This is a genomic window from Marinifilum flexuosum (assembly GCF_003610555.1).
GTDB lineage: Bacteria > Bacteroidota > Bacteroidia > Bacteroidales > Marinifilaceae > Marinifilum > Marinifilum flexuosum.
In genome coordinates this window covers 1348114-1372076 of the sequence record NZ_RAPQ01000008.1, presented here as the reverse complement: position 1 = coordinate 1372076, position 23963 = coordinate 1348114, and the positions used below count along the sequence as shown (strand labels likewise).

General features: G+C 35.8%; 19 protein-coding genes. All 19 read right to left on the bottom strand.

Annotated features, from left to right (window positions below):
• Window positions 1-105: 105 nt before the first annotated feature.
• The 19 genes from BXY64_RS05735 to BXY64_RS05645 all read right to left on the bottom strand — a co-directional run bounded on the left by BXY64_RS05735 (window position 106) and on the right by BXY64_RS05645 (window position 23939).
• The gene (locus BXY64_RS05735) at window positions 106-1098 is read right to left on the bottom strand and encodes a FecR family protein (RefSeq protein ID WP_120238956.1); all 993 of its coding nucleotides are present in this window, start codon (window positions 1096-1098) and stop codon (window positions 106-108) included.
• Between the two features lie 172 nt (window positions 1099-1270).
• Complete coding sequence (locus BXY64_RS05730; RefSeq protein WP_120238955.1) at window positions 1271-1855, bottom strand: RNA polymerase sigma-70 factor; 585 nt, start codon at window positions 1853-1855, stop codon at window positions 1271-1273.
• Between the two features lie 239 nt (window positions 1856-2094).
• Complete coding sequence (locus BXY64_RS05725; RefSeq protein ID WP_170150585.1) at window positions 2095-2763, bottom strand: DNA/RNA non-specific endonuclease; 669 nt, start codon at window positions 2761-2763, stop codon at window positions 2095-2097.
• Window positions 2764-2930: 167 nt separating this feature from the next.
• Window positions 2931-4283 (bottom strand): MFS transporter, encoded by a 1353-nt coding sequence (locus tag BXY64_RS05720; protein WP_120238953.1) that lies wholly within the window; start codon window positions 4281-4283, stop codon window positions 2931-2933.
• A gap of 41 nt (window positions 4284-4324) precedes the next feature.
• Window positions 4325-5116: a PfkB family carbohydrate kinase gene (locus tag BXY64_RS05715; protein ID WP_120238952.1), complete on the bottom strand. Its 792-nt coding sequence runs from the start codon at window positions 5114-5116 to the stop codon at window positions 4325-4327.
• Between the two features lie 89 nt (window positions 5117-5205).
• Window positions 5206-5754, bottom strand: coding sequence for a GNAT family N-acetyltransferase (locus tag BXY64_RS05710; RefSeq protein ID WP_120238951.1), 549 nt, complete (start codon window positions 5752-5754; stop codon window positions 5206-5208).
• Window positions 5755-5792: 38 nt separating this feature from the next.
• The gene (locus BXY64_RS05705) at window positions 5793-6677 is read right to left on the bottom strand and encodes a hypothetical protein (RefSeq protein WP_120238950.1); all 885 of its coding nucleotides are present in this window, start codon (window positions 6675-6677) and stop codon (window positions 5793-5795) included.
• Window positions 6678-6736: 59 nt separating this feature from the next.
• Window positions 6737-7741 carry a glycoside hydrolase family 2 TIM barrel-domain containing protein gene (locus tag BXY64_RS05700; RefSeq protein WP_211334413.1) on the bottom strand — a complete coding sequence of 335 codons (1005 nt, stop codon included), beginning with the start codon at window positions 7739-7741 and terminating at the stop codon, window positions 6737-6739.
• 18 nt (window positions 7742-7759) lie between these two features.
• Window positions 7760-9253 carry a glycoside hydrolase family 30 protein gene (locus tag BXY64_RS05695; RefSeq protein WP_120238948.1) on the bottom strand — a complete coding sequence of 498 codons (1494 nt, stop codon included), beginning with the start codon at window positions 9251-9253 and terminating at the stop codon, window positions 7760-7762.
• A gap of 22 nt (window positions 9254-9275) precedes the next feature.
• Window positions 9276-10712 (bottom strand): MFS transporter, encoded by a 1437-nt coding sequence (locus tag BXY64_RS05690; protein WP_120238947.1) that lies wholly within the window; start codon window positions 10710-10712, stop codon window positions 9276-9278.
• A 48-nt stretch (window positions 10713-10760) separates the two neighbouring features.
• Window positions 10761-11840 (bottom strand): glycosyl hydrolase family 17 protein, encoded by a 1080-nt coding sequence (locus tag BXY64_RS05685; RefSeq protein ID WP_120238946.1) that lies wholly within the window; start codon window positions 11838-11840, stop codon window positions 10761-10763.
• 17 nt (window positions 11841-11857) lie between these two features.
• A complete protein-coding gene (locus BXY64_RS05680; RefSeq protein WP_211334412.1) occupies window positions 11858-12799 on the bottom strand; it encodes a glycoside hydrolase family 17 protein in 942 nt (313 codons plus the stop codon).
• Window positions 12800-12836: 37 nt separating this feature from the next.
• A complete protein-coding gene (locus BXY64_RS05675) occupies window positions 12837-13721 on the bottom strand; it encodes a glycoside hydrolase family 17 protein (protein WP_120238945.1) in 885 nt (294 codons plus the stop codon).
• A 69-nt stretch (window positions 13722-13790) separates the two neighbouring features.
• Window positions 13791-17243, bottom strand: coding sequence for a hypothetical protein (locus BXY64_RS05670; protein ID WP_211334411.1), 3453 nt, complete (start codon window positions 17241-17243; stop codon window positions 13791-13793).
• 95 nt (window positions 17244-17338) lie between these two features.
• Complete coding sequence (locus BXY64_RS05665; protein ID WP_120238944.1) at window positions 17339-18895, bottom strand: sugar porter family MFS transporter; 1557 nt, start codon at window positions 18893-18895, stop codon at window positions 17339-17341.
• A 3-nt stretch (window positions 18896-18898) separates the two neighbouring features.
• Entirely contained in the window at window positions 18899-19726 is an 828-nt protein-coding gene (locus BXY64_RS05660) for a glycoside hydrolase family 16 protein (protein ID WP_120238943.1), read from the bottom strand.
• Between the two features lie 37 nt (window positions 19727-19763).
• Window positions 19764-20870: a glycoside hydrolase family 16 protein gene (locus BXY64_RS05655; RefSeq protein ID WP_120238942.1), complete on the bottom strand. Its 1107-nt coding sequence runs from the start codon at window positions 20868-20870 to the stop codon at window positions 19764-19766.
• Window positions 20871-20934: 64 nt separating this feature from the next.
• Window positions 20935-22335, bottom strand: a complete 1401-nt coding sequence (locus BXY64_RS05650; RefSeq protein WP_120238941.1) for a PKD domain-containing protein — start codon at window positions 22333-22335, stop codon at window positions 20935-20937.
• A gap of 41 nt (window positions 22336-22376) precedes the next feature.
• Window positions 22377-23939 carry a RagB/SusD family nutrient uptake outer membrane protein gene (locus BXY64_RS05645; RefSeq protein ID WP_120238940.1) on the bottom strand — a complete coding sequence of 521 codons (1563 nt, stop codon included), beginning with the start codon at window positions 23937-23939 and terminating at the stop codon, window positions 22377-22379.
• Between the last annotated feature and the right edge of the window lie 24 nt (window positions 23940-23963).

Genomic DNA, 23963 nt, shown 5'->3' with positions numbered 1-23963 from the left:
TTTTTTTTAAATCAAAAAGCTCCTTATCGGCAATAGTATTTTCAATTTTTGTATCATTTACTAAAACGTTTTAGTAAATGATGAAATAAAAAACATTGTTTGTATTTATTCATCAGGGATAATAATAATAACATCCCCTTTAATCTCATATTTGATCTTAGTTGTGTAATTAATTAATGTCAAAACATGCTCAACAGGTTTAGTCCTCTTAATAACTCCAGAGTAGTGCATGTTTTTAAAAAACTCCTTCGGATATTCAAACTTTACATCATACCATCTTTCAACCATTCGAATCAGATTAGCAAAACTTTCATTTTCAAAAACATAACGACCTTCACGCCATACCGTATAGTAATTTGTTTCTACCTTTTTCAACGATAACCTATTACTTCTTCGGCTATAAATCAATTGCTGATTTGGCTCTATTACAACCGTTCGTCCTGCCGCTTTTACTTCAACACTTCCTTCTTCAAGTGTTGTATATACATTCTCTTCATTATCGTATGATCTCACATTAAATATAGTCCCAAGAACCTTTAAGCTTTGTCCTTTCACATTTACAACAAAAGGTTTTTCTTCATCCTTGCTAACATTAAAAAATGCTTCTCCACTTAATGTTACAATTCTCTGTTTTTTATCATCATCGAATGAAAAACCCAATTTCGAATCAGAATTTAACCACACTTCCGTTCCATCGGCTAAAACTAACTTAGATCTCTGTCCTTTAGGAACCTCAAGTTGATGCACCATCTGTTCTGCTTTGTCAAAAGAATTTAAAACTATATTAGTTCCCCATCCCAGACCAAATACTATAATTACTATTGCAGCAACCCTCATCCATAAACCAAAATTCTTTCTTATGGTATAAACTTTAGGATTTTTTAATAGATCAATTCGATTGGATAAAATTCTCCATTCCCTCTTCAGATTTATTTTTCCTTTTTCCGAATACATTTTATAGGAATCCCAGATATCCTTCTGCTGAAAATACTCCTTTTTATTTTCGGCATTCGAATAAACCCAATCAAGAAACTCAACCTGCTCTTCCTCACCAAGCTGTCCCTGAAGGAATTCTGCTATTTTATCCTTATTATCCATCTTTAATTATCGGTTTCTATTCTACATGATCGGAAAAATAGATTTTACCCTACCTCCAATTTTCATTTTTTTAATATTTATAATTCTGCGGTGATATTAAATGGTCAGTTTGCTGTGAAGATCAACAATTGGAATAAGGAATTTTATTGTACTCTAATTCGACCACATCATTTTATAAAAAATCTCGTCCATTAAAGTATATGTACACCAATAGGGGAATATATTCTTTTAACTCAAGCCTTAGAATTTTTAGAGATTTAGTGATTTGTTTTTCAACTGCCTTCACAGAAATTCCAAGTTGTTCAGCAATTTCCTTATTCTTTAGACCACTAAAACGACTCATAACAAACACCTTACGACAACCATCGGGCATCTTATCCATAGCTTTTTTAAGCTTTTCTTCCAATTCTAATTCAATGATACTTTTGATACCATCGTTATAATAAGCTAACTCATCAAGATTTAATGATTCTGTACTATAATCGTCTCTAACTTTTTGTCTTTCAATCTCCTTAAGACATTTATTACGAACCATTCTAAAGAGGTAGGCAGATAAAGAGGATTTAATTGTAATATTTTCTTTGTTCTGCCAAAATATCATAAATACGTCATGAACTAAATCTCTTGCCAAATCATCATCTACAAACTTACATGCATAGAAATACATAGAAGTATAATACTCCTCAAACAATTCTTGAAAAGCATTTTTATTTCCAGCCTTTAATTTCGAATACAATGGGTTGTTTAGATTTGTCATAGACTATTTTCTCGAATTCAAATTTAGAAAAAGATTTCTAATTCTGAATTTTGTAATAGTTTATAGTTTTCCATGGTATGCAAAACAATCCTGATTCTTCGTAAATTATTACAGCAAACAAAATGGAAGTTTAAGTTGAAAACTGATTCTTATGGATGAATATGCTTTTGCCGTTAAAACAAAAAACTGCTCCAACAATTGAAGCAGTTTAAGTAATCAGAAATATCTATACTTATTTTTTAAAGAGCATTATCAAAACCTTTGAAATAGACGTTTGAAAAACTTTGGATACTATCCAAAGGGACAATAAACGTATCAATTTCTTTTTCTATTTTTCGATTAGGCAATAAATAAGCTAATGTTTTCTTTTGACGCGGAAAAAATATCACCTTAAAATAATAACCAGGAACAGAAACTTTATTGTGACCAATTTCGCCTTTCATATTTTTAAAAACAGGTCCGGAAACTACATAAAGTGAATCATTTTTAAGTGTTAACTTTCTGACCTTAGCTTCCAAACTTTTCCATTTCCCTCGATTAAAAGCTGGAACTTGAGGAGACATATTACTCATATAAAAACTATCACTCATTGCCTGTTGATCAATTTTCATTGATGCGGCAGGACAAAGGTGCCCCCGATCGTATCCAGAGCCCTTGTAATCAGCTAAGCTTGCTGACCCAGTTGAGACTTTTGGATCTGCTTTGAAATTATTTTTTCGCTCTGCCAGACCTTGAATCATTTTGCTCGTAAGCTTATAGGCTACCCAATTTGCTTGCTCTTCTTCTTCATTATAACTAAGTGTATAATATTTGTGCTTCACAATTTCTCCCGACGATTTAGGTAACCAATACTGAGCTTGTGCAGCAATAGAAAATAAGATAAATAAAAAAGTTAATGTACGTTTCACCAAGTATAATTTTTAAAATGTTTAAACAGCTTGCAAAGCTAGAAAAAATGGGAGAAGAACGATTTTCCATTTTTACCTCCTAAACTATTTAGAAGCAAACCTTCAATTCCTACATAAAACAAAAGGCTTTCTATAGAAAGCCTTTTGTAATTTATAAAAGATAGATTCTATCCATTTAATCTCCTTGTATCCAAATCCCTTTTCATTCGTTCGCAAGTTTCATGATCAATAGTATAGAAGTACAATAAAATCGCGCACGACATATATAATATTCCAGGGAAAACTGAAATCATCATTTTAATGCCTGTAATAGCAGTTGCTGTTTGTTCAACGTTTGGTGTAAACTGAAAAACTGCAAGTAACCAACCTGCCAAAGCTCCTCCAACTCCCCAACCTGCCTTTTGGGCAAAGGTAGCTGCCGAAAATACCAGTCCGGTAGCTCTGCGGCCCGATTTCCATTCCGAATAATCTGCCGTATCGGCCAACATGGTCCATAACAAAGGAACTGCCGGAGCATAAGCTATTTTCGCAAGAATATTAAAGGTATAAATCAGATATAGGTTATCGGAAGAAGGGATATAAAGGCAAATGAAGAAAAATCCAGACAATAATGAACTAGCCAAGAACACATTTCTCTTACCAAATTTTTGAGCCAATGGTTTCGAAAACGGAATAGCAACAATAAGCGCTACCGTTCCAATCACATTGAATAACTGGACATTTTCTTCATTCCCAATATAATACTTGAAATAATATGCAATGGATAAATTCTGCATGGCAAACATGATAAATGAGATGATGCCAACAAAAAATAAAATTACCCAAGGTCTATTTTTAAATAAGTTTTTAAAATCTTCTTTTAGGTTCTCCTTTTGGTCTTTTGGAGGTTGAACTCTTTCCCTGGTAGTTTTAAAGGTAATTAAGAACAGAATCAAACTGATTCCTCCAAACAATATTAATGTGTATTGATATCCCTTAGCAGTATCGCCACCACCAAAATACAAAGCCAACGACAGTGCAGTTCCAGAAACAATAAATTGCCCAACAAAAGCAAATATAAATCGATAGGAATTTAAACCAGCACGTTCATATGAATCGGAAGTCATTACAGCTCCTAAAGATGAATAAGGCAGGTTAATAGCAGTGAACACTGTCATTAATAAAAAGTAGGTAGTCCCAGCATAAATTACCTTACCTGTTGGACCCAAATTTGGTGTAGTAAAGGTCAAAACAGCTAAAACACTATAAGGTACAGCCATCCATAAAACATAAGGTCTAAATTTTCCCCATTTGGTCTTTGTCCTGTCTGCAATAATTCCCATTACCGGATCGCTAATCATATCCCAAAAACGAGCAATTAGCATAATGGTTCCTGCGGCGGCGGCCGAGATTCCAAAAGTATCGGTGTAGAATATCAGAATCCAGAAACCAACCATATCCCAAACAAAATGGGAGGCTGTATCTCCTAAACTGTACCCGATTTTCTCCTTTAGTGAAAGTTTTGACTCTATATTTTTCATGTTATTTATCTTGTAATATGGATTTTAGAAGTGTATTCTTCTTACTCAACACCACCTTTAAACAATAAAACTTTGGCTGCAGCACAACTTCCTTTATACATAGCCTGTTTAATATTTTTCGATTTGTACCATTCAATCACAAATGCTGCCTGGTATGCATCGCCACATCCGGTGGTATCAACTACTTCTTCAACTTGTAAAGCATCCATTCTGTAACACTTTTCTTTATAAAAAGCTACGCTACCTCTGGCCCCAAGAGTTGCCACTATCATTTTTCCTGATTTATCAGCCACTACTTTCAAATCATCAAACATCTCTTCTTTTGCACTTAAAAAAGATATGTCGATATCATTAATTCGATTTTCAATAAACTCAATTGGATGGTAATCCAAAAAATCGATAACGACCAGCTGCTCTTTTTTTCGTCTTTTCAAAAAGAGATCCAAATTGGGATCACCAGCAGGCATCGCAACGATATCCTGACTTTCCAGCTGACTAAAATCACTTTCCGACAAGCGAAACCTATCAAATGCGCCACCTTGCCAACTATCAGCTTTAAAATATCGGTCGCCATATTTATCTATAAAGATTTTATTTGAAGCTGTGGGAGAATCAACTCTATACAATCTGGATCGATCAATTTCTCTTTTATCGAGATGATTTTCGATAAGATCTGCATATTTATCATTTCCTAATGCTCCAATTACTGAAACATTGGCTATCCCCGACAATTTACATTGAGTGGCAAAATTCAATGAATTTCCTCCAACATATACTTCATTCAACTCTGGATACAAATCCACACAGCAAGAACTTAAGGCAGTAATTTTCATAAATTCAAATTATAATGTATTAAGTATCTTTTTGATTTCTAATTATTAAAATAAAACCTGAACTTGATGTTACAAAACCACTTCACTTTTTAATAACATTCCCCATTTAAATCGATCTCAGACAGACCAAGATTAAGGCTTTCCGGATACAACATAACAAAAGGATCCCTCCACGGGTTTTTATTTACATCAGTTTTACTTTTTCGATTGACAAATCTATTTTGAATTTGTTTGCATTCAATTCTCTCATAGAATCCAGGAACATTGGTTTGAAATATGGAACATTTAAATTTTCCGTTATCCACAAATCTGAATGCATTTTCAACCATACTAAAACCGATATCCTTACCTCTAAATTCCGGCTTAACACAAACACCTGCCAAGGCAAGGATTTCCATTTTATTGGTTCCAACAAAAACTTCTCTGTTGAATACCTCGGTATGTCCAATAAGTTCTTCATCTTTAAAATACAATAGAACTTTATGAAATGAATAAAGAGGTGTAGTTGAATAAGTCTGAATCATTTGATTGATATCAATACTTTCTTCAATTGGAGGCCAGATAGAGGAAAGTAATTCAACTATTTTTTGAATTTCAAAAGAGGATAAATCCTTCCTGTTTTTTAGATATAACTTCATTTCTCCTGTATTTTTAACTAATTTGTAATTAGTTGTTATTATTCTAAATTGAACAAACTATAAGTTCGCTTCCATTCAATAACTTCATCAGGTTTCACATGAATTTCAAAAAACAATTCAGGACTAATTACATGCTTCCATCCCCACAGGTTAATTTTTGAGGTTTCAAAATCTCCTGTTTCCCGAATTCCTATTTTGCTTTTGGTATTAAGCAACTCCCAACTTGCAAATACACTTTTTCCTCCTGTAAGATTCCCGTAAAAAAACTGCTCCTCAGGAATATCATTGAAAGTAATTTCCTCTTTATTTACAATCACTTTTTCTTCCTGATTAAGAGCTTCATCAAATAATTCCGGCTTAAGTTCGAAAGGAAAATTTAAGATGTAATTGCTGCCCAACAATTCATTATCGATGGCTAAAAAATTATGGCAGTATTCATTGGTTACAATGGTCTTTTTTCCTGTATTCTTCAGTCGATATCGAATCTCGAAACTACTTTCCAATAGTTCTATTTCTTTTATGAGCTCATAAGAATAACCAGTCACAATTCCCGAGATACATTCTATTCTTAACTTATTGAACTCTTTAATCAATTTAAAACTGGCAGGTTTTACTTCATAGAATTTGCTAAAGTTGTAAGATTCTCCTTTCTTCTTTAATTCTCCCACACCGATTTTTGGAAAAGTACCTCCCTCATTTATCTCACCAAAACCAATTGGAATTTCAATACCAAACTCATTGTAAAAACCCTTGCCAAACACATTTTCAGGGTCACCATTTATCTTTTCCTGGGTAGAAATGGGAATGCCGTTAAACTTCACGGATGTGATCTTCCCTGTCCAGTCAAACCTTGAAAACTGATAATTTTCCAATGGCATATCAATGCAAATTTCCAGGTTCTTATTTTTTAGAAGATGACTCATTAAAGCTTTTTTTCTGACTGCCTATCTCAATACTCTGTTCAATGATAAAACACAATCTGTTAGTTTGTTTCCTTTACATTCAAATATTGTTCCTTCACAACTTGAAATGCTTCCTTCTTGTTTCTTTCGATATCTACAATGCCCCAATACTCTTCATTGGGAGCACCATCATATGGAACACCACTGCTGTTTGGTGCCCAACCTCCCGGATCTTGTGTATCCGGATTTCCTGCTTTCCAGAATTCATCTACAAAGGCAAATAAAGCAAGTCCTGCACATACCTCCTGATTCCCGAAAGTCGACTTTAAAATCTTCCTGATAGCATCGGCCTGGGCTTTTTGGTTTTCACCTTGCTCATAACCACTCTTCGAAATGGTCATGTAACTATCGGCACCGGCTTCAGACAGGTACATTGGCTTTTTGCTAATGCTTTTCCACTCACCGAAAATGTCTGTCGGATCATCCCAGCGATACACATTCATTCCCCAGATATCAATATCAGTACAAATGGAAAGTGCAAGGGAATCGGGTAGCTCACCATGAGCCGTAGCAACAGGGTGATGCTTATCAATTTCATGAACTTTTTGTGCTGCATGGTTCAATGCAGCATACCAGTTTTTCAGATCACCATCGAACCACTCGGGATGGTAATTGTATTCATTCCCCAATTCCCAAAAAAGAATGGCTGGGTGTGATTTATACTTGTTAATGTAATTGGCAAAACTCCCTGATAGAATATCAAAATGTCCATTTTGATTGTAACCAAAGCCTACTATGATTTTTATTCCTGCCTTATGGATTTGATCCCATACTGCTTGATCATCAACAGGAGAATACAGTCTGATGGTATTTATTCCTGCCTCATTCATCAAGGCCAAATCTTGTTCAAGTCTTTCAAAGCTTCTTTGTTTACAGCCTTTTGGAACAGGATGATAACAAATTCCTTTTATGAGATAGACAGAATCATTAAGCACAATATTTCTACCTGATATTGAAACAAGATTTTGCTTTTGATTGCACGCAAAACAAATCATTAAAAAGGCTATACATAGAAATTTATTCATAGTAGGCATGATTTCTGTTTATTTATCCTGATGAATGACAATTGTTTGTAAAGCTTGGGCGTCAATTTTAAAAGCGCTTTCCTTTCCTGCCATTGTCAACTTTAACTGCTTGGCTTCCTCTTTCATATTCAATACCACAACGGCAATTGAACCATCAGGGTTTTGAGCCGCAGTTACCATTAAATCATCATTATTCGATTCAAAACCAATTCGGATAGCTCCAGGACGAATGTACTTGCTAAAGTGTGCCAAAGTGTAGTACATTGGAGTGAAGTATACCTCATCTTTCTTAGGATCAACAATTACAGGAGCCAAACACCAGTTATTTGCCCAGTTTGGACCACCTTGAGTGTCAAGCACCATATTCCAATCAACCCATCCTTGTACCCAATTGTTCAGGCAACCAATAATATCGCGAGCATAACGGTATACCGGCACATATTTTGGATGAAGATGCTTCTGTTCTTCGGGCGCCCAGTCCCAACCCCAATCAGTCGCTTCTTTTTTCCAGTACCAGGCATCATCATTCCAGTGAGGAACTTCTGCATCCACACAGGCTTCTGATTGAATCATAAGCTTACTAGGAGCTTTCGCATGTGTATATTGCAAAGCTTCCGGCATATAATCGAAGGTACTGGCATACCAGTGAATCGCCATACCATCAAAGTATTTCGAGGATTCCTCATCTTTATACATGATATCAGCCCACTCTTTCAACTCATCACGATTTTGATCGTAACCCAACACCTTTACATCATGACCATCTGCCTTCAATTTTGGCCCAAGGTGCTTGCTTACGAAATCTACCATTTCTTCAGGAGTAAAATGCATACTTTCCCAGTTGTAACCATTACCCAATGGCTCATTCTCAACCGTTAGCCCCCAGATGTCGATGCCTTCTTTCTTGTACTCATTAATGTACTTCGAGAAAAACAATGCCCAGGTATCGTAATATTCAGACAGTAGTTTTCCACCTTTCCAATCCTTATTGTCCTTCATCCAAACAGGAGCGGTCCATGGCGACGACATAATCTTAAAGCCATCCTTCGAAACTGCCATAGCTTCTTTTATCATTGGAATGATATCATCGCGATCTTCATCTATCGAAAAATGCTTTAACTCTTTGTCTCCTTCCACAGGAGCGTAGGAGTAGTTGCTCAGCGAAAAATCACAAGAGTTAATATGTGTTCTGGTTAAAGAATATTTTGCTCCTTCTTCTCCAAAGTATGCATCTATAATTAGCTTTCTGTTTTTATTGCTTAATTGATTTAACAGATAAGCAGATGATTCGGTAAACGAACCTCCAAAACCAATTATTTCTTGATACTTTTCTTCTGGTTTTATTGTGATTTCTAAATCTGTAGTTCCTGATTCTGAAACTTCCACTTTTTGAAGTTTATTTCCTGCTGCTGACGTTTCATAAACATCAATCATTAACTTTTCCTGTTTACTGTTACATGCCATAACCACAGTCATTAAAAGGATTCCAGCAATAGTTTTTGTCTTATTCATGATTTTATAATTGGTTATAGTTTTAGTGTTTTACTTTTCCCCTTCTAGCAATTAAAGCCTCGCGAATTTCAAGTGCTCTCTTCTCAGAAATACTATATTTCATCATCATCCAAATGGCTATAAGCGCAAATATTATTGGAATAATAATATCCGCCAACCTCAGATTAATTAACGATTCCGTAGTTTGTATTTCTGCATTTTGGTCAAAGCCAACCATTTTTAGAACCACCCCACTTACCAAAAATGCGAGTGCATTACCTAATTTTACCATTAGCCAATACACGGCTCCAAACATTCCCTCTCGGCGTGTTCCATTATTTAGTTCATCTAAGTCACAAACATCCGCAGTCATTGACATCATTAAGGTAAACAAGCCTCCAATACCGAATGAAATTAATGGCAAGGGTAAAAACATTAACCATGGATTAGCAGGGTTAAAACCCCACCATTTTAGTATGTATCCTACAATGGAAAGCAATGTGGATATTATGAAGGCCTTTCTCTTTCCAACTTTTGTTGAAATACGAGTTACAATTGGGATAATAAGAAATGCCGTAAAACCTGCATTTACGGTACTAAACCATGGAGGCCAGGCGCCTGCTGCACTAATGCTACCATCAAACAAATAATAAAGAATAATAAAGTACGAGAACTGCGCTATTGTCTGAAAACCATTAAATATTAAAAAAGTGGCACCACACAACTTCACGAATGGTTTACAGGTTAAAGTTTGTACAATTGCTTTCCAAAATTCTTTAATATTTGATGCAAGTTTCTTCATGCTTAACTTGGACTCACCTTCCAATTCAGGCAATTTAAGCTCCTTACAAAACAATGCTGGCAGTGCCCCCAATATGATACTTGCACCTCCAACCCAAAAAGATAACACCCTTACTCCTGTTGTTGATTCTTCGAAAAATAAATCAGAGTTACCAATCAAAATCCAGAACCAAGGTGCAATCATCCAAGCCATCTGACCAAAAAACTGCCCTACCGCCATTAAACGGGTTCGTTCATTATAATCCGGTGTCATTTCGTAGCCCAAACCTATGAATGGTGTAGAATATATGGTAAAAGCCAGAAAGAAAACAACCGATAGAATTAAAAAGTAAAAGAAATTATAGATTTCCGAATTTTCAGGGTGCAATTGCCACAGCACCATAAAAGCAATCCCTGTAATGATGCTTCCCAACAACACATAAGGCTTTCTTCTTCCCCACCGAGTGCGGGTATTGTCCGAAATATAACCCATGATTGGGTCAATAAGAGCATCGAAAAATTTTGGTAAGGCAGATAATAAACCAGCTAAAACAGGATCCATTTTAAATCCGTAGATCAGGTAGAACATAAAAACGCCCAGGGCTGCCGGATAAAGGTTGATTGTTAACTGTCCTGCTCCGTAAGCTGCTTTCTGTGCAAAGGGAACTTTATCTTCTGCCGCTGTTTTATATGGTGCCATATTGATTCGTATTTTAGGTATGAGTGATTCGTAATTAGATATTGTTGGTTAAAGTTCAGGGTAAAGAGCCTGCATTACCTTTTTCGGTTTTCTGTCAACTGTAAATATTCCCCAATGCTTTTCTGCTCCTAACGGATCAGAGGTTTCGCCTTTCCAATCCTCATCAAAAGCTTCAAAAAAGAATGTTGTAATATTCATTTCATTTGTCCACTTTTTTAATTCATGGTAGTAACGCTCTTGTTTCTCTTCACTTGCTCTCTCGCCGAACTCAGAGGCTACTGTTGCCCAACCAGCTTCAGTAATAACCAGTTTACTACTAGGCAAAGCATTTCTAACTTTCTGAACATTCTCAATAGTATAAGACATACCTTCGTCGATATCCTTCTCTTCCCAAACCGGATACACATGTATGGAAACAAAATCAACAGCCTCGGCCAACTTTTTACCTTGTGCAGCCCACCATTCATAATTATCGGCCACTGTTACAGGTTGATCAATCTCTTTCTGTACTTTTTCCACATAAGAAATAATAGAATCTGTATCCACTTTATGGTCGTTCCATTCAACCAATGCTTCATTTCCAACATTCACAGCTACAACTGTTTCTTGATATTTATTGGCCAACAAGATTCCTTTTTTAATTTCTTCCTGATTCAGCAGTTTGTTTTTATCCAAAACCTCTTGAGAAATAGGTTCAGTAAGCCATGAACAAGTTTCATGTGCACTAAGCTCTGCCTTTAGCCAAACTCCCAACATCACCTTAATATTCAATTGATTTTCTTCAATTATTCTAAGTACGGCTTGCGAATTTTCTCCACAATCATACAGTCTTATTAAATGGAAAAGCGAATCTTTTGATATAATTTGAAGATCTTCCAGAATTTCTGACTCACTTGGATTTACTGCTCCATTCCCTCTGTCTGGATGTTGTCCACTTCGGAATCCTGAATAACAAACTGCCCAAGAAGTGCCATTTAAAAGGTCCTTTTTTTCTTGCTTGATTTCCATATTCTGCTTTTGTTCTTTTTGAATATTTGAATCCGACTTTTTAGCAGAATTCTTACAAGAGAATAATCCAATCGTGATGCAAACTAATATTGAAATATTTTTCATGGTTAGGTTTTTCATGTTTGATATTTGTTAGGTTAAACGAAGTCTGCAAATTGCGTTCTCATAACTTTCTTGGGTTTTCTTTCAACAGTAAATAATCCCCAATGTTTTTCAGGTTCCATTGGTTCCGGTGATCCTTTCCATTGTTCATCGAAAGCTTCAAAATAAAATGCCAAAATTTCTTCTTCTTCTGTCCATTTCATTAAATCCTGATAGTATACTTCCTGTAAATCCTCGCTAACATTTCCGGGATCAATTCCTCGACCATTTGAGTTAGTAGCCCATCCTGCTTCAGTAATTACAACCGGTTTGTGAGGATATCTTTCTGCAATGCTGTAATAGTTTTGTTTGGTGTATTCCAGGGCTTCATGAATGTTTTTGTATTCCCAAACAGGGTAGGTATGTATCGAAATAAAATCAACAGCTTCTACCAATTTTTTTAGATGATCAAGCCAAGGGACATAGTTCTCACAAAAAGTAACAGGTTGTTTAGTACCCTTTTTTATGATATTAACGTAGCGAATAACACTCTCAACCGGCACATAATGGTCAGTCCAACTTACTGTAGCTTCATTACCCGCTGACAATGCAAAAACGATATCCGGGTATTGATTTGCTAGTTTTATAAGCTTCTCTATCTCATTAATATTGTGCTCTTTATTTGCGATTAACTGCCCTTCAGAAAAAGCTCCACCCCATGGACAGCCAAAATTATTCATCTCAGCACCAATATATGCTCCAAGCATTACCTGAAAATCAAGATTCTCTTTTTCAATCACCTCAAGAATAATATCGGTTTGTTTATCGCAAGCATAAAGCCTTAGGTATTTCCAATGCCCCTGTAAAATCAAAAGATCTTCTTTAATCTGATCGTATGTTGGAAAAATACCTGCATCGGGACTTTGTCCTTGTCTGAATCCTGAGTAACAAATCGCCTTATCAAACTTTATATCTAGATGTTCTGTAATTTTCTTCATTATATAGCTTCTTAGCTTTGTTCGTAAATAGGAGGAATTAGAATTTCAACTTCTCATTCTTATCCCAAATTCCCCAATATGCGCCAACATCACCTTCATCAGAAGTTTTCCAATCTTCATCAAAGGATGAGAAATAGAATATTTCAATATCTTCTTCTTTGGACCAATTTTGAGCCTGAATAAAATATTTCATGGCGTTCTCTTGCGACGGTTCTGCTCCATGGAAAGGTTCTCCAACATTTGGCCATCCCGTTTCGGTAATGATCACTTTCTTTCCATTGCCCGCTTGTAGCGCACGATTATACATGTCTTTCATGTAGAAGTACGAATGTTCGAGACTGCAGCCTTCCCAAAATGGATAACAATTTGCTAGAATCACATCGCATGCTTCAGTTATTCTAGGTCGATTTCCAAATTCATAGTAGGCATCAACGTAGCCAACAGGAACACCAGGAAGTGCTTCCTTTACCTTGTAGATGTAATCCAGCAGTTCGTCTTCACTCAAATCCTCACGGTACAATACCTCATTTCCAACAGCAACAATATCTGCATTCCCATCTTTAGCTACTTTAATAAGCCCTTCGATCTCTTTATCGTTAATGCTTTTATATTTTCCCAGCCATGCTCCAACTAATGTTTTTAGTCCATTTTCTTTGGCTATTTGGGGAATTAATTCATTTCCTTCGGTACATGAAAAAGATCTGATCCATTTTGTATGTGGATTAACAATTTCCATTCTTCGACGTATTTGCTCTTCACTTATCTGATCTCCTGGCTCTTGTCCATCAACATAAGGGCTAAAGCAAATGCCATGCATACCACTATTCAAATACTGATAATATAAAGATCTCAATTCATCTTTGCTTTTGCCATTTAGGTCGACTCCTGCTAATGACAATAGATATTCACTTCTTACAGACATAGGTTAAAGTTTAAAGCAATCTGTATGAGTCATAATTTGTCATGTGCTCATACAGATTTGTTCATTTTATTAATTTCCGATTGAATAATCAATCCTCTCGATTTCACCACTTCTACTAAAGACAGAAGCACTAGTTTTCTGATCAATTATATTAGATTGTATCTCTTTGGTATCTCCATTTTTATACAATACTGTAATTTGATTTTTATCGGCATTAGTGTAGACAATAGGAACTTTACAGAAAGTAAAGGCTAACTGATCTTCACCTAAGCCTATTTTTTGTTCATTTCCAAACACATCAAAATAAACAAATTGTTCTTCGTGTTTTAAAAGCTCTTGTCCATTCAATAAGGAAGTCCCAAATACAATTTCACCATTCTTAACATGAATGCCCAACTCTCCAATTCTCGATATGAAATCCTCTTTCACCTGACCAGTCATACCTGGTTGTTGTGCTCCGGCAGTTGATGGAGTATGCGAGTACGCATCGGTAGGAAAAGCACCATATAATTCCGGAGATTTATACAGGCCTATTCCTGCTTTAATTTCGAAATAATGATCTTTCATTTTTCCAATAATTACAGGATCAGCTCCTTCCTTAATTGCATTAAAATAGCTTTCTTGTGTGGCAAGCAATAATTTCGAAACCATATGCCAATAGATACTTCCTAATCCTTCGAATCCATAAAATGTTCCAGAACGTCCGGTAAATGATTGGTGATCAAAAATATCTTCAAAAACATCAAGTATTTGTTCCTTTTCTTCTTCAACCAAGGTTTTATAATCAGCTTGATTAAGGTCAACTAATGCACTTTTTAATACTTCAGCATTTCTGAATGAACCATTAAAATGATATCCACCAATTTGGTCTACTCCAATTATTGAAGTATCATTATTCTCAATCAGTTTAGATAATAGTTTAGACTCCTTAACTCTGGCTTCAGGAATATTGTTCTTTTCTGTAAATCGAGGTAATTGTCTGTCAGGATAAAGGAAATAACTATACTGATCACGTCTAAAAAGTTGACTCCATTTTAAACAATTCAATACATCAAGACTTTCTTCTGCATTTAAATAACCAGAACTTAAAACAGCTACCTGCCCTTCAAGCATTTCATACAAATAACGAATAGAAACATCTTGATCAGTAAAAGAAATCAAATTGTAAGCATGATAAAGTCCATCTTCTCGCTTATTTGCTTGAATAGATTGGTCCATATAAGCCAAAGAAAGATCAATAAATTCTTTTAATTCACATACTTGAATCGATCTTTTGACACCTGAAAAAGAGTCTGCATAAATTCCATTTCTGTATTTGGTACCAGCTTCACCTAACACATCGGCGAAACGACGTCTGTCTTGATCTGAAAATCCTTTATGCATAAGTTCAGCATTGTTCATAAACAGCGAATAAATGCTATCCAAAAGAATTTTTACCTCTTCCGAAATATTTATTTCACCAACAGAAATTTGATCGAATTTATTAGACCAAAATTGAAGAAATCTTCTTAAGTAGCACAGCGTAACCATCGAAACACCATTTCCTACCAATGCATTATTTGCATCGTTCCATTCAGGGCGTTGTGTATTCAACCAAATACCTGCTTCAGGAATGAAATTGCTCAGTTTTGTTAATAAGGTTACCAATATTTTTTCGGTAAGATTCACCTGATAAAGCTCATTTCCTTTTCTTAATAATCTGGCGTCAGCTCCAAGCTTACCAACCATATCAACAATCTGATCATTTAAGTCATAATCAAATTCGATAGTATCCTGTGGGTTTTTTATAATATCGTGATATGATTTTATTCTATAAGGAACATTTGCGTATACAAAATTCTCTTTTGTTAATAAATCATTCAGCTTTCCAGGATGATATTCATTCGATAACTCTAAAAATTTTTGCAAGTAGATAATCTGATGATCACCCCAATAACCAATATAAGCCCATGGATCATGTGGATCTGGACATTCCCAATCGATGCCCTCACGCGTAATTCTGTAGGGATTATAGCCATCTGCCGTAGATGCATTCACAAATTTACTGATCATTCCTTCCAAGAACTCTGGATAGGATAATGCCAAAGCTTCCCAATTTTGGAAAATATCTCTCCAGTTTCCTTGATAATTCAATTTTGGTGAGCCATCATCATTTTTAGTTTCTATAGAAAACTGATTCCACGGACGACTAGGGTCACCATGTCTTCGGCTGAAAGTTAAAGGAAGATACTCATTGCAAATTCTGATCAAGTCAGCATGATTGGTCTTATTGGCAAGTTCACACAGCTCAGCATATGAAATTTGAGCAGGTAACTTCCCGATCCACTGCTGATATTCTTTTGCTAATGGCATGTTTGTTTGTTGCACAAACAGCTTAAAATCTAATGAATCTACAAGGTAATTATCCGTAAAAATTCCTCCACGCATAACATTGAAAAGTGTATTGGAAAAATGACGAGCATAACTTAAATCATCATTTCCCATTTGCAAACCATCAGCATCAGCAACAATTTTAATCAAATTGGTAGTGCCTAAATCTATATCCTGCTTTAATGAATTTACAATGTCTTTTTCCGTTTTGATAAACTCATTAAGGTTGGCAACCGCAACACTATCCTGATTCAACTCAATAACAAACATCCACTCCTTCGATTCGCCTTTTACCAACTCAAGCTCTTTATTCAAAAAGTATGCTCCTTTAGCTGCTCTAACATCAATCTCAGTGGCAAGATTTTGTCCCTCTTTAAACTTATCAACTTGCTTGGTTGATAATAAAATTTTACTTCCATCTAAACCATAAGACCAAACTGTTGTTGCATTTAAAGATTCACTTGGTTCTGCTCTATCAACAGGAATTGAACTTAGCATATACAAACCAAGACCAGTTTCTTCCAATAATTCACTCTTTTTGTAAGCATCAAGTAAATTGCTGTATTCATTCTGAAAATCGTAATCTACACCACTTGGAAGAATATTTTCCAAACCATCAAGAATCTCGAACTTTACACCTTCTTCACCCCAATTGCTTATTTGAGAAGTTTTAACAAAACCAAACTTTTCAGTATTGCTCCATGAGTACTGAAAACTCATTTTCAAATCAAAGTTGACCTCTTCAAAAATAATCTTGTTGCCATAGATACTTTTGTACAAGTTTCTTTCAATTTTATATATTTTTCGAAGACCATTCGAGAATGGTTTCCATAAAAGAGTTTTGTCTCCTTTCTCAACCAACATTATGGTTTTGCTCCCTGTCTTATCTCGAAAATCGTGAATTTTGTCAACGGTATAATATGGGAACAATGCATTATTTCTATCTTTTCTTCCTGCAGATAAAGAACCATTGCTCGATATGAACATCCAGTGATCCGAATCACTAACTATACTCATAAAGAAGTCTGACATTTGATCAGAATTGCTGATCTTGTAAAACTTTTCATTATGCAGTTCTACGAATTTACCCTCGACTTCAGCCTCGCTACAATTTAAATTCGTGTCTCCCAAATAAATGTTTTTCTTCTTCATTTTAATCTTAATTGATTCTACTTCAATTATTACTTCTAAAAATTCTGATTATATAATAAAATCCAAGTAGGATTTAATCTGTTCCTATATCCTGTTTATTCCTTTACCAGAATAACTTCCAATTCCTCAAGGGATTTCCCCTTGGTTTCGGGTAGCATTACAATGACAAATACCAATCCTAATGCTCCGAATATTCCATATATTAAAAAGGTTGTTGCATTTCCCAGATTCATTTGTTCCCAAGGGAAAGCCAACTGTACTATGAAACTTATCCCCGAGTTGATCAGCCCTACAAATGATATGGCCAATCCTCTTACCCGATTTGGGAAAAGTTCTGAAAACAAGACCCACATTACAGGTCCTATAGAAATCGCAAAGGATGCAACAAAGCCAATAATTCCGGCCAATACCAACCAAGGGTTGATACTGATTGCTTTTGCGATAAATTCTGATTGGTGTTCTTTAAAAGTTTGTTCTCCCACACTGCTCAATAGTGCATTATTGAAATCCATATCGCTTTCGAATACAACATTCTCAATCTCTTTTAATTGGGAAGGCTCAATAAAACTTGAGCATTCAGATATACTCTTTTCGCTTAACTGGTATGTGGCATTGCCAAAGCTTGCTGAAAGCACAAACATGGATATTGCAATTCCAAACAAACCAAAAACCAGGAGTGGTTTTCTGCCCACCCTGTCGATCAGCCAAATGGCGAAAAGAGTAAATACAAGGTTGGTTAATCCTACAAGAATGGCTTGTGAAAAAGAGGCATCTGTTCCGATTCCTGTTTGCTCGAATATCATCGGCGCATAGAAGAAAACAGAATTAATACCAGTAATTTGTTGAGTAATTGCAATAACAATACCTATTAACAATACTAGCTTAAGAGATGGTTTAAACAATTCTTTTAACGAAGTGCGTTCTTTTGTTTTAGATGAACTAATGCTTTTTGCAATAGTTTTTAATTGATCTTTTGCTTCCTCTTCTCCAACTGCTCTTTTCATAACATTTAAAGCCTCATCATCTAAACCATTCATGGCTAACCAACGCGGGCTTCTTGGCACAAAAAACAGCAAGGAAAAATATAGAATTGCTGGAATAGCTTCCAATCCCAACATCCATCTCCAATTGTATGCGTCAAACTGAAACCAATTTGTCCAAGTAGTGTTTGATTTTCCCAATTGTAAAATCAGGTAATTGGTGAAAAAAGCAACCGTTATTCCCAGTACAATATTCAGTTGGTTAAAGGACACCATAGTACCCCTAAGTTTTGGAGGGGCGATTTCGGCAATGTACATTGGAGCAATAATCAGCGATGCGCCAACTCCAATTCCTCCAATCATTCTTGCCAAAACCAATAGTAAAAAGTTAGGAGCTATGGCTGATCCTAAAGCTGAAATAAAATATAATGCTGCAGCGTATTTCAACACTGTTCTTCTTCCAAACCTATCACTAACAGGGCCAGCTAACATCATGGCCAAGGTTGCAGTAAGAGTCAAACAACTCACAGCCCAACCCAGCTGTATTTTGCTCAGGTCGAACTGAGGTTCAATGAATTTCACAACGCCTGAAATCACCGACGCGTCAAATCCCATTAGAAATCCTCCTAATGCAACAATTAAAGAAACAGCAGCACTATATTTTAAATTCATATTTTACTTCTTTTGATAAACTCTTACAAAGTCTACTTCCATTGTTTGTGGAAAAGCTTCATTGTCTATTCCTTTCACACTTCCCCAGGCACCTCCAACTGCAACATTTAAGATCAGGTAAAATGGTTTTGTGTAAGGCCATTTCGATTCTCCCAGACCTTCATTTTTGTACTCGAAATACAGCTGGTCATCTACATAACATTTCATGATATCTTCAGACCATTCGAAAATATAATTGTGAAAATTTTCGGTTGCATCGGGAACCTTAAGAGTTGCTGTTTGCTGAGTTCCTTTTTGCCATTGATAATCTTTGGAATGAGCCGAAGCATGAATAACTCCAACATCTGACCCTACATGTTCCATGATATCGATCTCCCCAATATTTGGCCAATTTCCATGAGAGTAGGTCCAGCCTTCAGGCATCATCCAAATGGCCGGCCAAGTGCCTCTTCCATCTGGTAATTTTGCTCTAATTTCGAATTTACCATGTAACCATGCTGTATTTGAGTTTAAACGTGCAGATGTAAACTCCTTACCCTCAAATTGCTTATTAATTGCTATAATATTGAGTACACCATTTTCAACCCATGCGTTTTCTTTATTTGCATTAGTATAATGCTGGGCTTCCCAATTTCCCCAACCATCGGCATTTCCTTCGGTATCATAAATCCATTTTGTAGAATCGGGTAAACCGGTATAATCAAACTCATCGGACCATACCAATTGATATTCACTTTTTACTTCGTGGCTTTGTTTTTTCGTCGTATTTAAATTGCATGCAGACACAAGAAGTGCCATACCTACAAACAGGCTTAAGTTTTTTAGCAGCATATGATTCACTTTTACAGGGATTAAAAATCCAATTGAATTATTGGTAAACTCTAACGTAGTCGATCTCCATAGTTTGAGGGAATATCGAATTATCGATTCCTTGAGCACCTCCCCAAGTTCCTCCAACTGCCATGTTCAAAATGAAAAAATGAGGTTTGTCAAACGGCCAGTTATTAGCTGTTTTTATTGCTGGTCCATAAGTGTGAACAATATTTTCTGGCGAATCTACATAGAATACGATTTCATCCTCGCTCCAATTAATTCCATATACATGAAATTCCTCTTCTGCAGTTTCTAAAACCATAGAACTTCCGCTACCATTACTTCCTGAGCCATCAGTTGTATGTACTGTTGAATGAACAACATCAGGCTCATACCCTACATATTCCATGATATCAATCTCACCACATGCAGGCCAACCAGCAGTGCTAATATTTGAGCCAAGCATCCAAATTGCTGGCCACACTCCTCTTCCTGAAGGGAGTTTAGCTCTTATTTCAATTTTTCCGTAAGTAAACTCTTGTTTATCCTTAGTTATCATACGTGTAGATGTATAAGAACCAGTAGTCGTATTATCATCAACCTTTTTGGCAGTAATAATTAATTTTCCACCTTCGATATGGGCATTATCACCTTCTGTATAATACTGAAGCTCATTATTTCCCCATCCCCAATCTCCAGTACCAACTTCAAATGTCCAGTAGTTAGTATTAATGGTTGATTCATTAAATTCATCAGACCAAATCAGGCCTTCTTCTACAGGTATATAATCCGGATCATCTGCAGCTATGCTAACTGTTTTGCTAACATTTTTAATATCTCCACTTGTGTTAGATGATCCGTAAACAGTTAAAGTAACAGTATAATCTCCTTTTAAAGGATAGTATGCCGTTCCTGTATAAGATTTATTAGATTGTGCTCCTGAAGTTTCACCATTACCATAATCGTATTCGATGTATAGATAATCACCAGTAGAATTATTTGTAAAAGTTACATTGTTAGGATTATTACTATCAATTTCAAACGAAAAATCTGCAAAATAACTTACATCATCATCATCACTGCTTGAGCACGATAGAAACAATGGAGTTAACAATAGAACACAACTTGCTACGGAAACAATATATTTTTTAATGCTATACATACGAATTAAAATTAAAAAGGTGATGATAAACCCCTGGGACCAAAAGTCCCAGGGGTACTAAAAATTATAACAATTCAAAATCATCAATATAGAAAATACCCGAATTACAATGTCCTTCGTTTCCTAATTGAATAATGATCTGATCAAAATCAACACGGTCAGTAACATCACTGAAATCGAAAGTTAATTCAACCCACATGTCTTGCTGATCGCTGGTTAATACATGAGTTCTAACTTGCTGGGTTGTCCATGCATTTCCTCCCAATGAACTATCCTGAAGTTTAACATCAACTTGTGGCATCAAGTTATGTGTTGCCAACCAGTCTGTTCCCGGATTGCATTCCGTTTCATAATCATTAAAACTTGGAATAAAAACCTTCATCGAGAAAACATTTCTTTCTGTAAGATCCATGTAGTGCGTTAATACAGCTTTAACATTAGTCCACTCGCCCGCACCTTTTTGATAGATAGCAATTTTTTCTGATTCGTTAATTGGTACTGGAGCAAAGTTGTCGATTACTGCAAACTTATCGATATCGGAGGTAGACCACTGAATATTTCCATTACCTTCAAAATCATCCATGATATCAAGAGCTAACAGCTCTTTAGGTTCTTCTACTGGCTCTGGCGTTAATTTATCTAATGGTCTGAAACGTGTAAACCAATAAAAGTTTGCTTTTGTATCCCAGAATACCACATCTAATAAATCGTCTTCCAAAGCTAAAATTTGATATTCATTTGCCCCTGCATAATAACCAAGGAAACCGCCTCCATTAACAGTAAGTATATCTCCAGCAAATGAGCAAACAAATTCGCCTCCATCAAAAGGCATAATAAAATCACCTCCATCAGGCTCTTCATTTCCAGCTGTTGTTCCAAGATCTGCAGCCCAGCCGCCATTAGCATAAACATCGCCATTGGTTACTTGAGTTACTGTTAAACCAGATTCTGTAATTTCGAATGTAAATCTGTCATCGTATAAACCGCGATCAGCTTTTTCACCCGGATTAGCTCCATACCATTCAACCGGATTCTCGATTGTTGGTCCTAAGCCAAAGTGTCCTTTGTAGTACGCATCAATAGCCCATGTTTGAGTCCCTTCACCAATTAGCTGATCGTAAGGATATCCCGATAAGAAAGCCATATTGTCTCTGTCTGTAACAATATTATCTTGAACTTCTACAGTACCTCCTTGATTGATAACAGTTAATTTAACCGTATAAGTTCCAGCAAAAGTGTAGCGAGCAGTAACAGTATCGCCCTTAGCAGTTGTACCATTTCCTAAATCCCATAAAGTAGTAACTCCTTCAGTCTTATTAATTAATGTAAATTCATTAACTACATCAGTTTCAAAATATTCCCATTCGATCTGATCGGCTGTTAAGTTAGCAGGTGCACTGTACTCATCAGGCGAACATGAAACAACAGCTACTAACAGTGCTATTAAATATATTAAATTTTTCATCTCTTTAGATTTTAATTTATTCGTTAACTAAAACAATTCTATTAGTAACCTTCGTTTTGTTCCAAAGCATAATTAGAAAGAGCTATTTCGCTTGATGGAATAGGCCAAAAACCTCTAGCTTCAGCATTTACTCCTGAATCATAAATACCACCTAAGTTTGTAGCATTGATAGCAGCAGTTAATATATCCATACCTTGTCTGCGTAGATCGAAATATCTGATTGCTTCATAAGCAAATTCTAATTTTCTTTCTTCGAATATTTCTGCCAGTGTTACTGCTCCAACTGGAGAATATGCAGTACCGAAAGCACGAGCTCTTACTCTATTATAATGCGAAACTGCATTACCATTGGTACCAATTTTAACTTCTAATTCTGAAGCCATTAAAAGAACATCAGCAAATCTGATAGAAATATAGTTTTGTGGAAAGTTCAATTGTTCCTGTCCAACTTCTGGCACCTGACTTTTTAATCCTGCATATTTTTTATTGAAGTAACCTGTATGCTGATCTCCGATCGTATAAGTTCCTTCACCCATCTCTAAGTCAGCATCAATCAAAGTTAAATCTCTTCTTATATCTCCATCTTCGTAAGAATCGTACAATTGCTGCGTTCCTGGCGCAAAACTCCATGAAGAATAATACTCAGAGCTTTCAGGTGTTCCTCTAGGTCCAACAAACACAACCATTTTGTTACCTGTGTCATATGGTGCACTCCACCATTGCCAGCTTTCTCCCTGATTTGAAAACTGAACTTCGAAAATACCTTCAATAGAATTTTCAATCCAAGTACCATCAACATCTGAGTGTCCCCATAAACTTGCAAAGTCAATTAGATCTGCTCCACTATCATCAATAATATCATTCAAATAACCAAGTACATCACTAGCTGTTACATCACCAGGCATAGTAGTTGAACCATTTCCGCTACCATAAACTCCATCATAGAATAAATACATTCTTGCTAACAAAGCTCTAGGAGCCCACTCAGTAACTCTACCCTTTTCTGCATTGCTATAAGTAACACCTTTAAGGTTAACAATTGCTGCTTCAAGATCGCTTGCAATTTGTGCGTACACATCATCTACTGCAGCTTGACTTTGGGAATATTCAGAAGTTGATAATGTATTTGTAATCAACGGAATATTTTCAAACAATCTAACTAAATTAGAATAATAGTAAGCTCTTAAGAATAATATTTCTCCAGTATATTCCTTTTTGTGATCTTCTGTAATCTCAGAAGCTTCTACTTTTTCCAAAAAGATATTGGTACGGTATACTCCAGCATAGTGGTCATTCCAAATATTACTCCACATTCCTTCTGAAGCAGTTGTATTTCCTCTATTAACTTTCTTTACATCTACACCATCTGTAGCACTACCACCACCGCCGTAACAATCATCTGATGCAATATCCAAGGTTAACTGATAAGTACTACCCCAGTTCCTTTGCAATGGTTCGTATGCCGCTACCAATGCACGATACATATCGTCTTCCGTACGATAAAAAGTCTCTTCTGTTTGCGATGTAACATCATTCTTTTCCAGATAGTCTTCACAGCCCATCAATGCCACAGCACATAAAAATAAATATATTAGCTTTTTCATTGCTCTTAGTTTAATCTGTTAAAT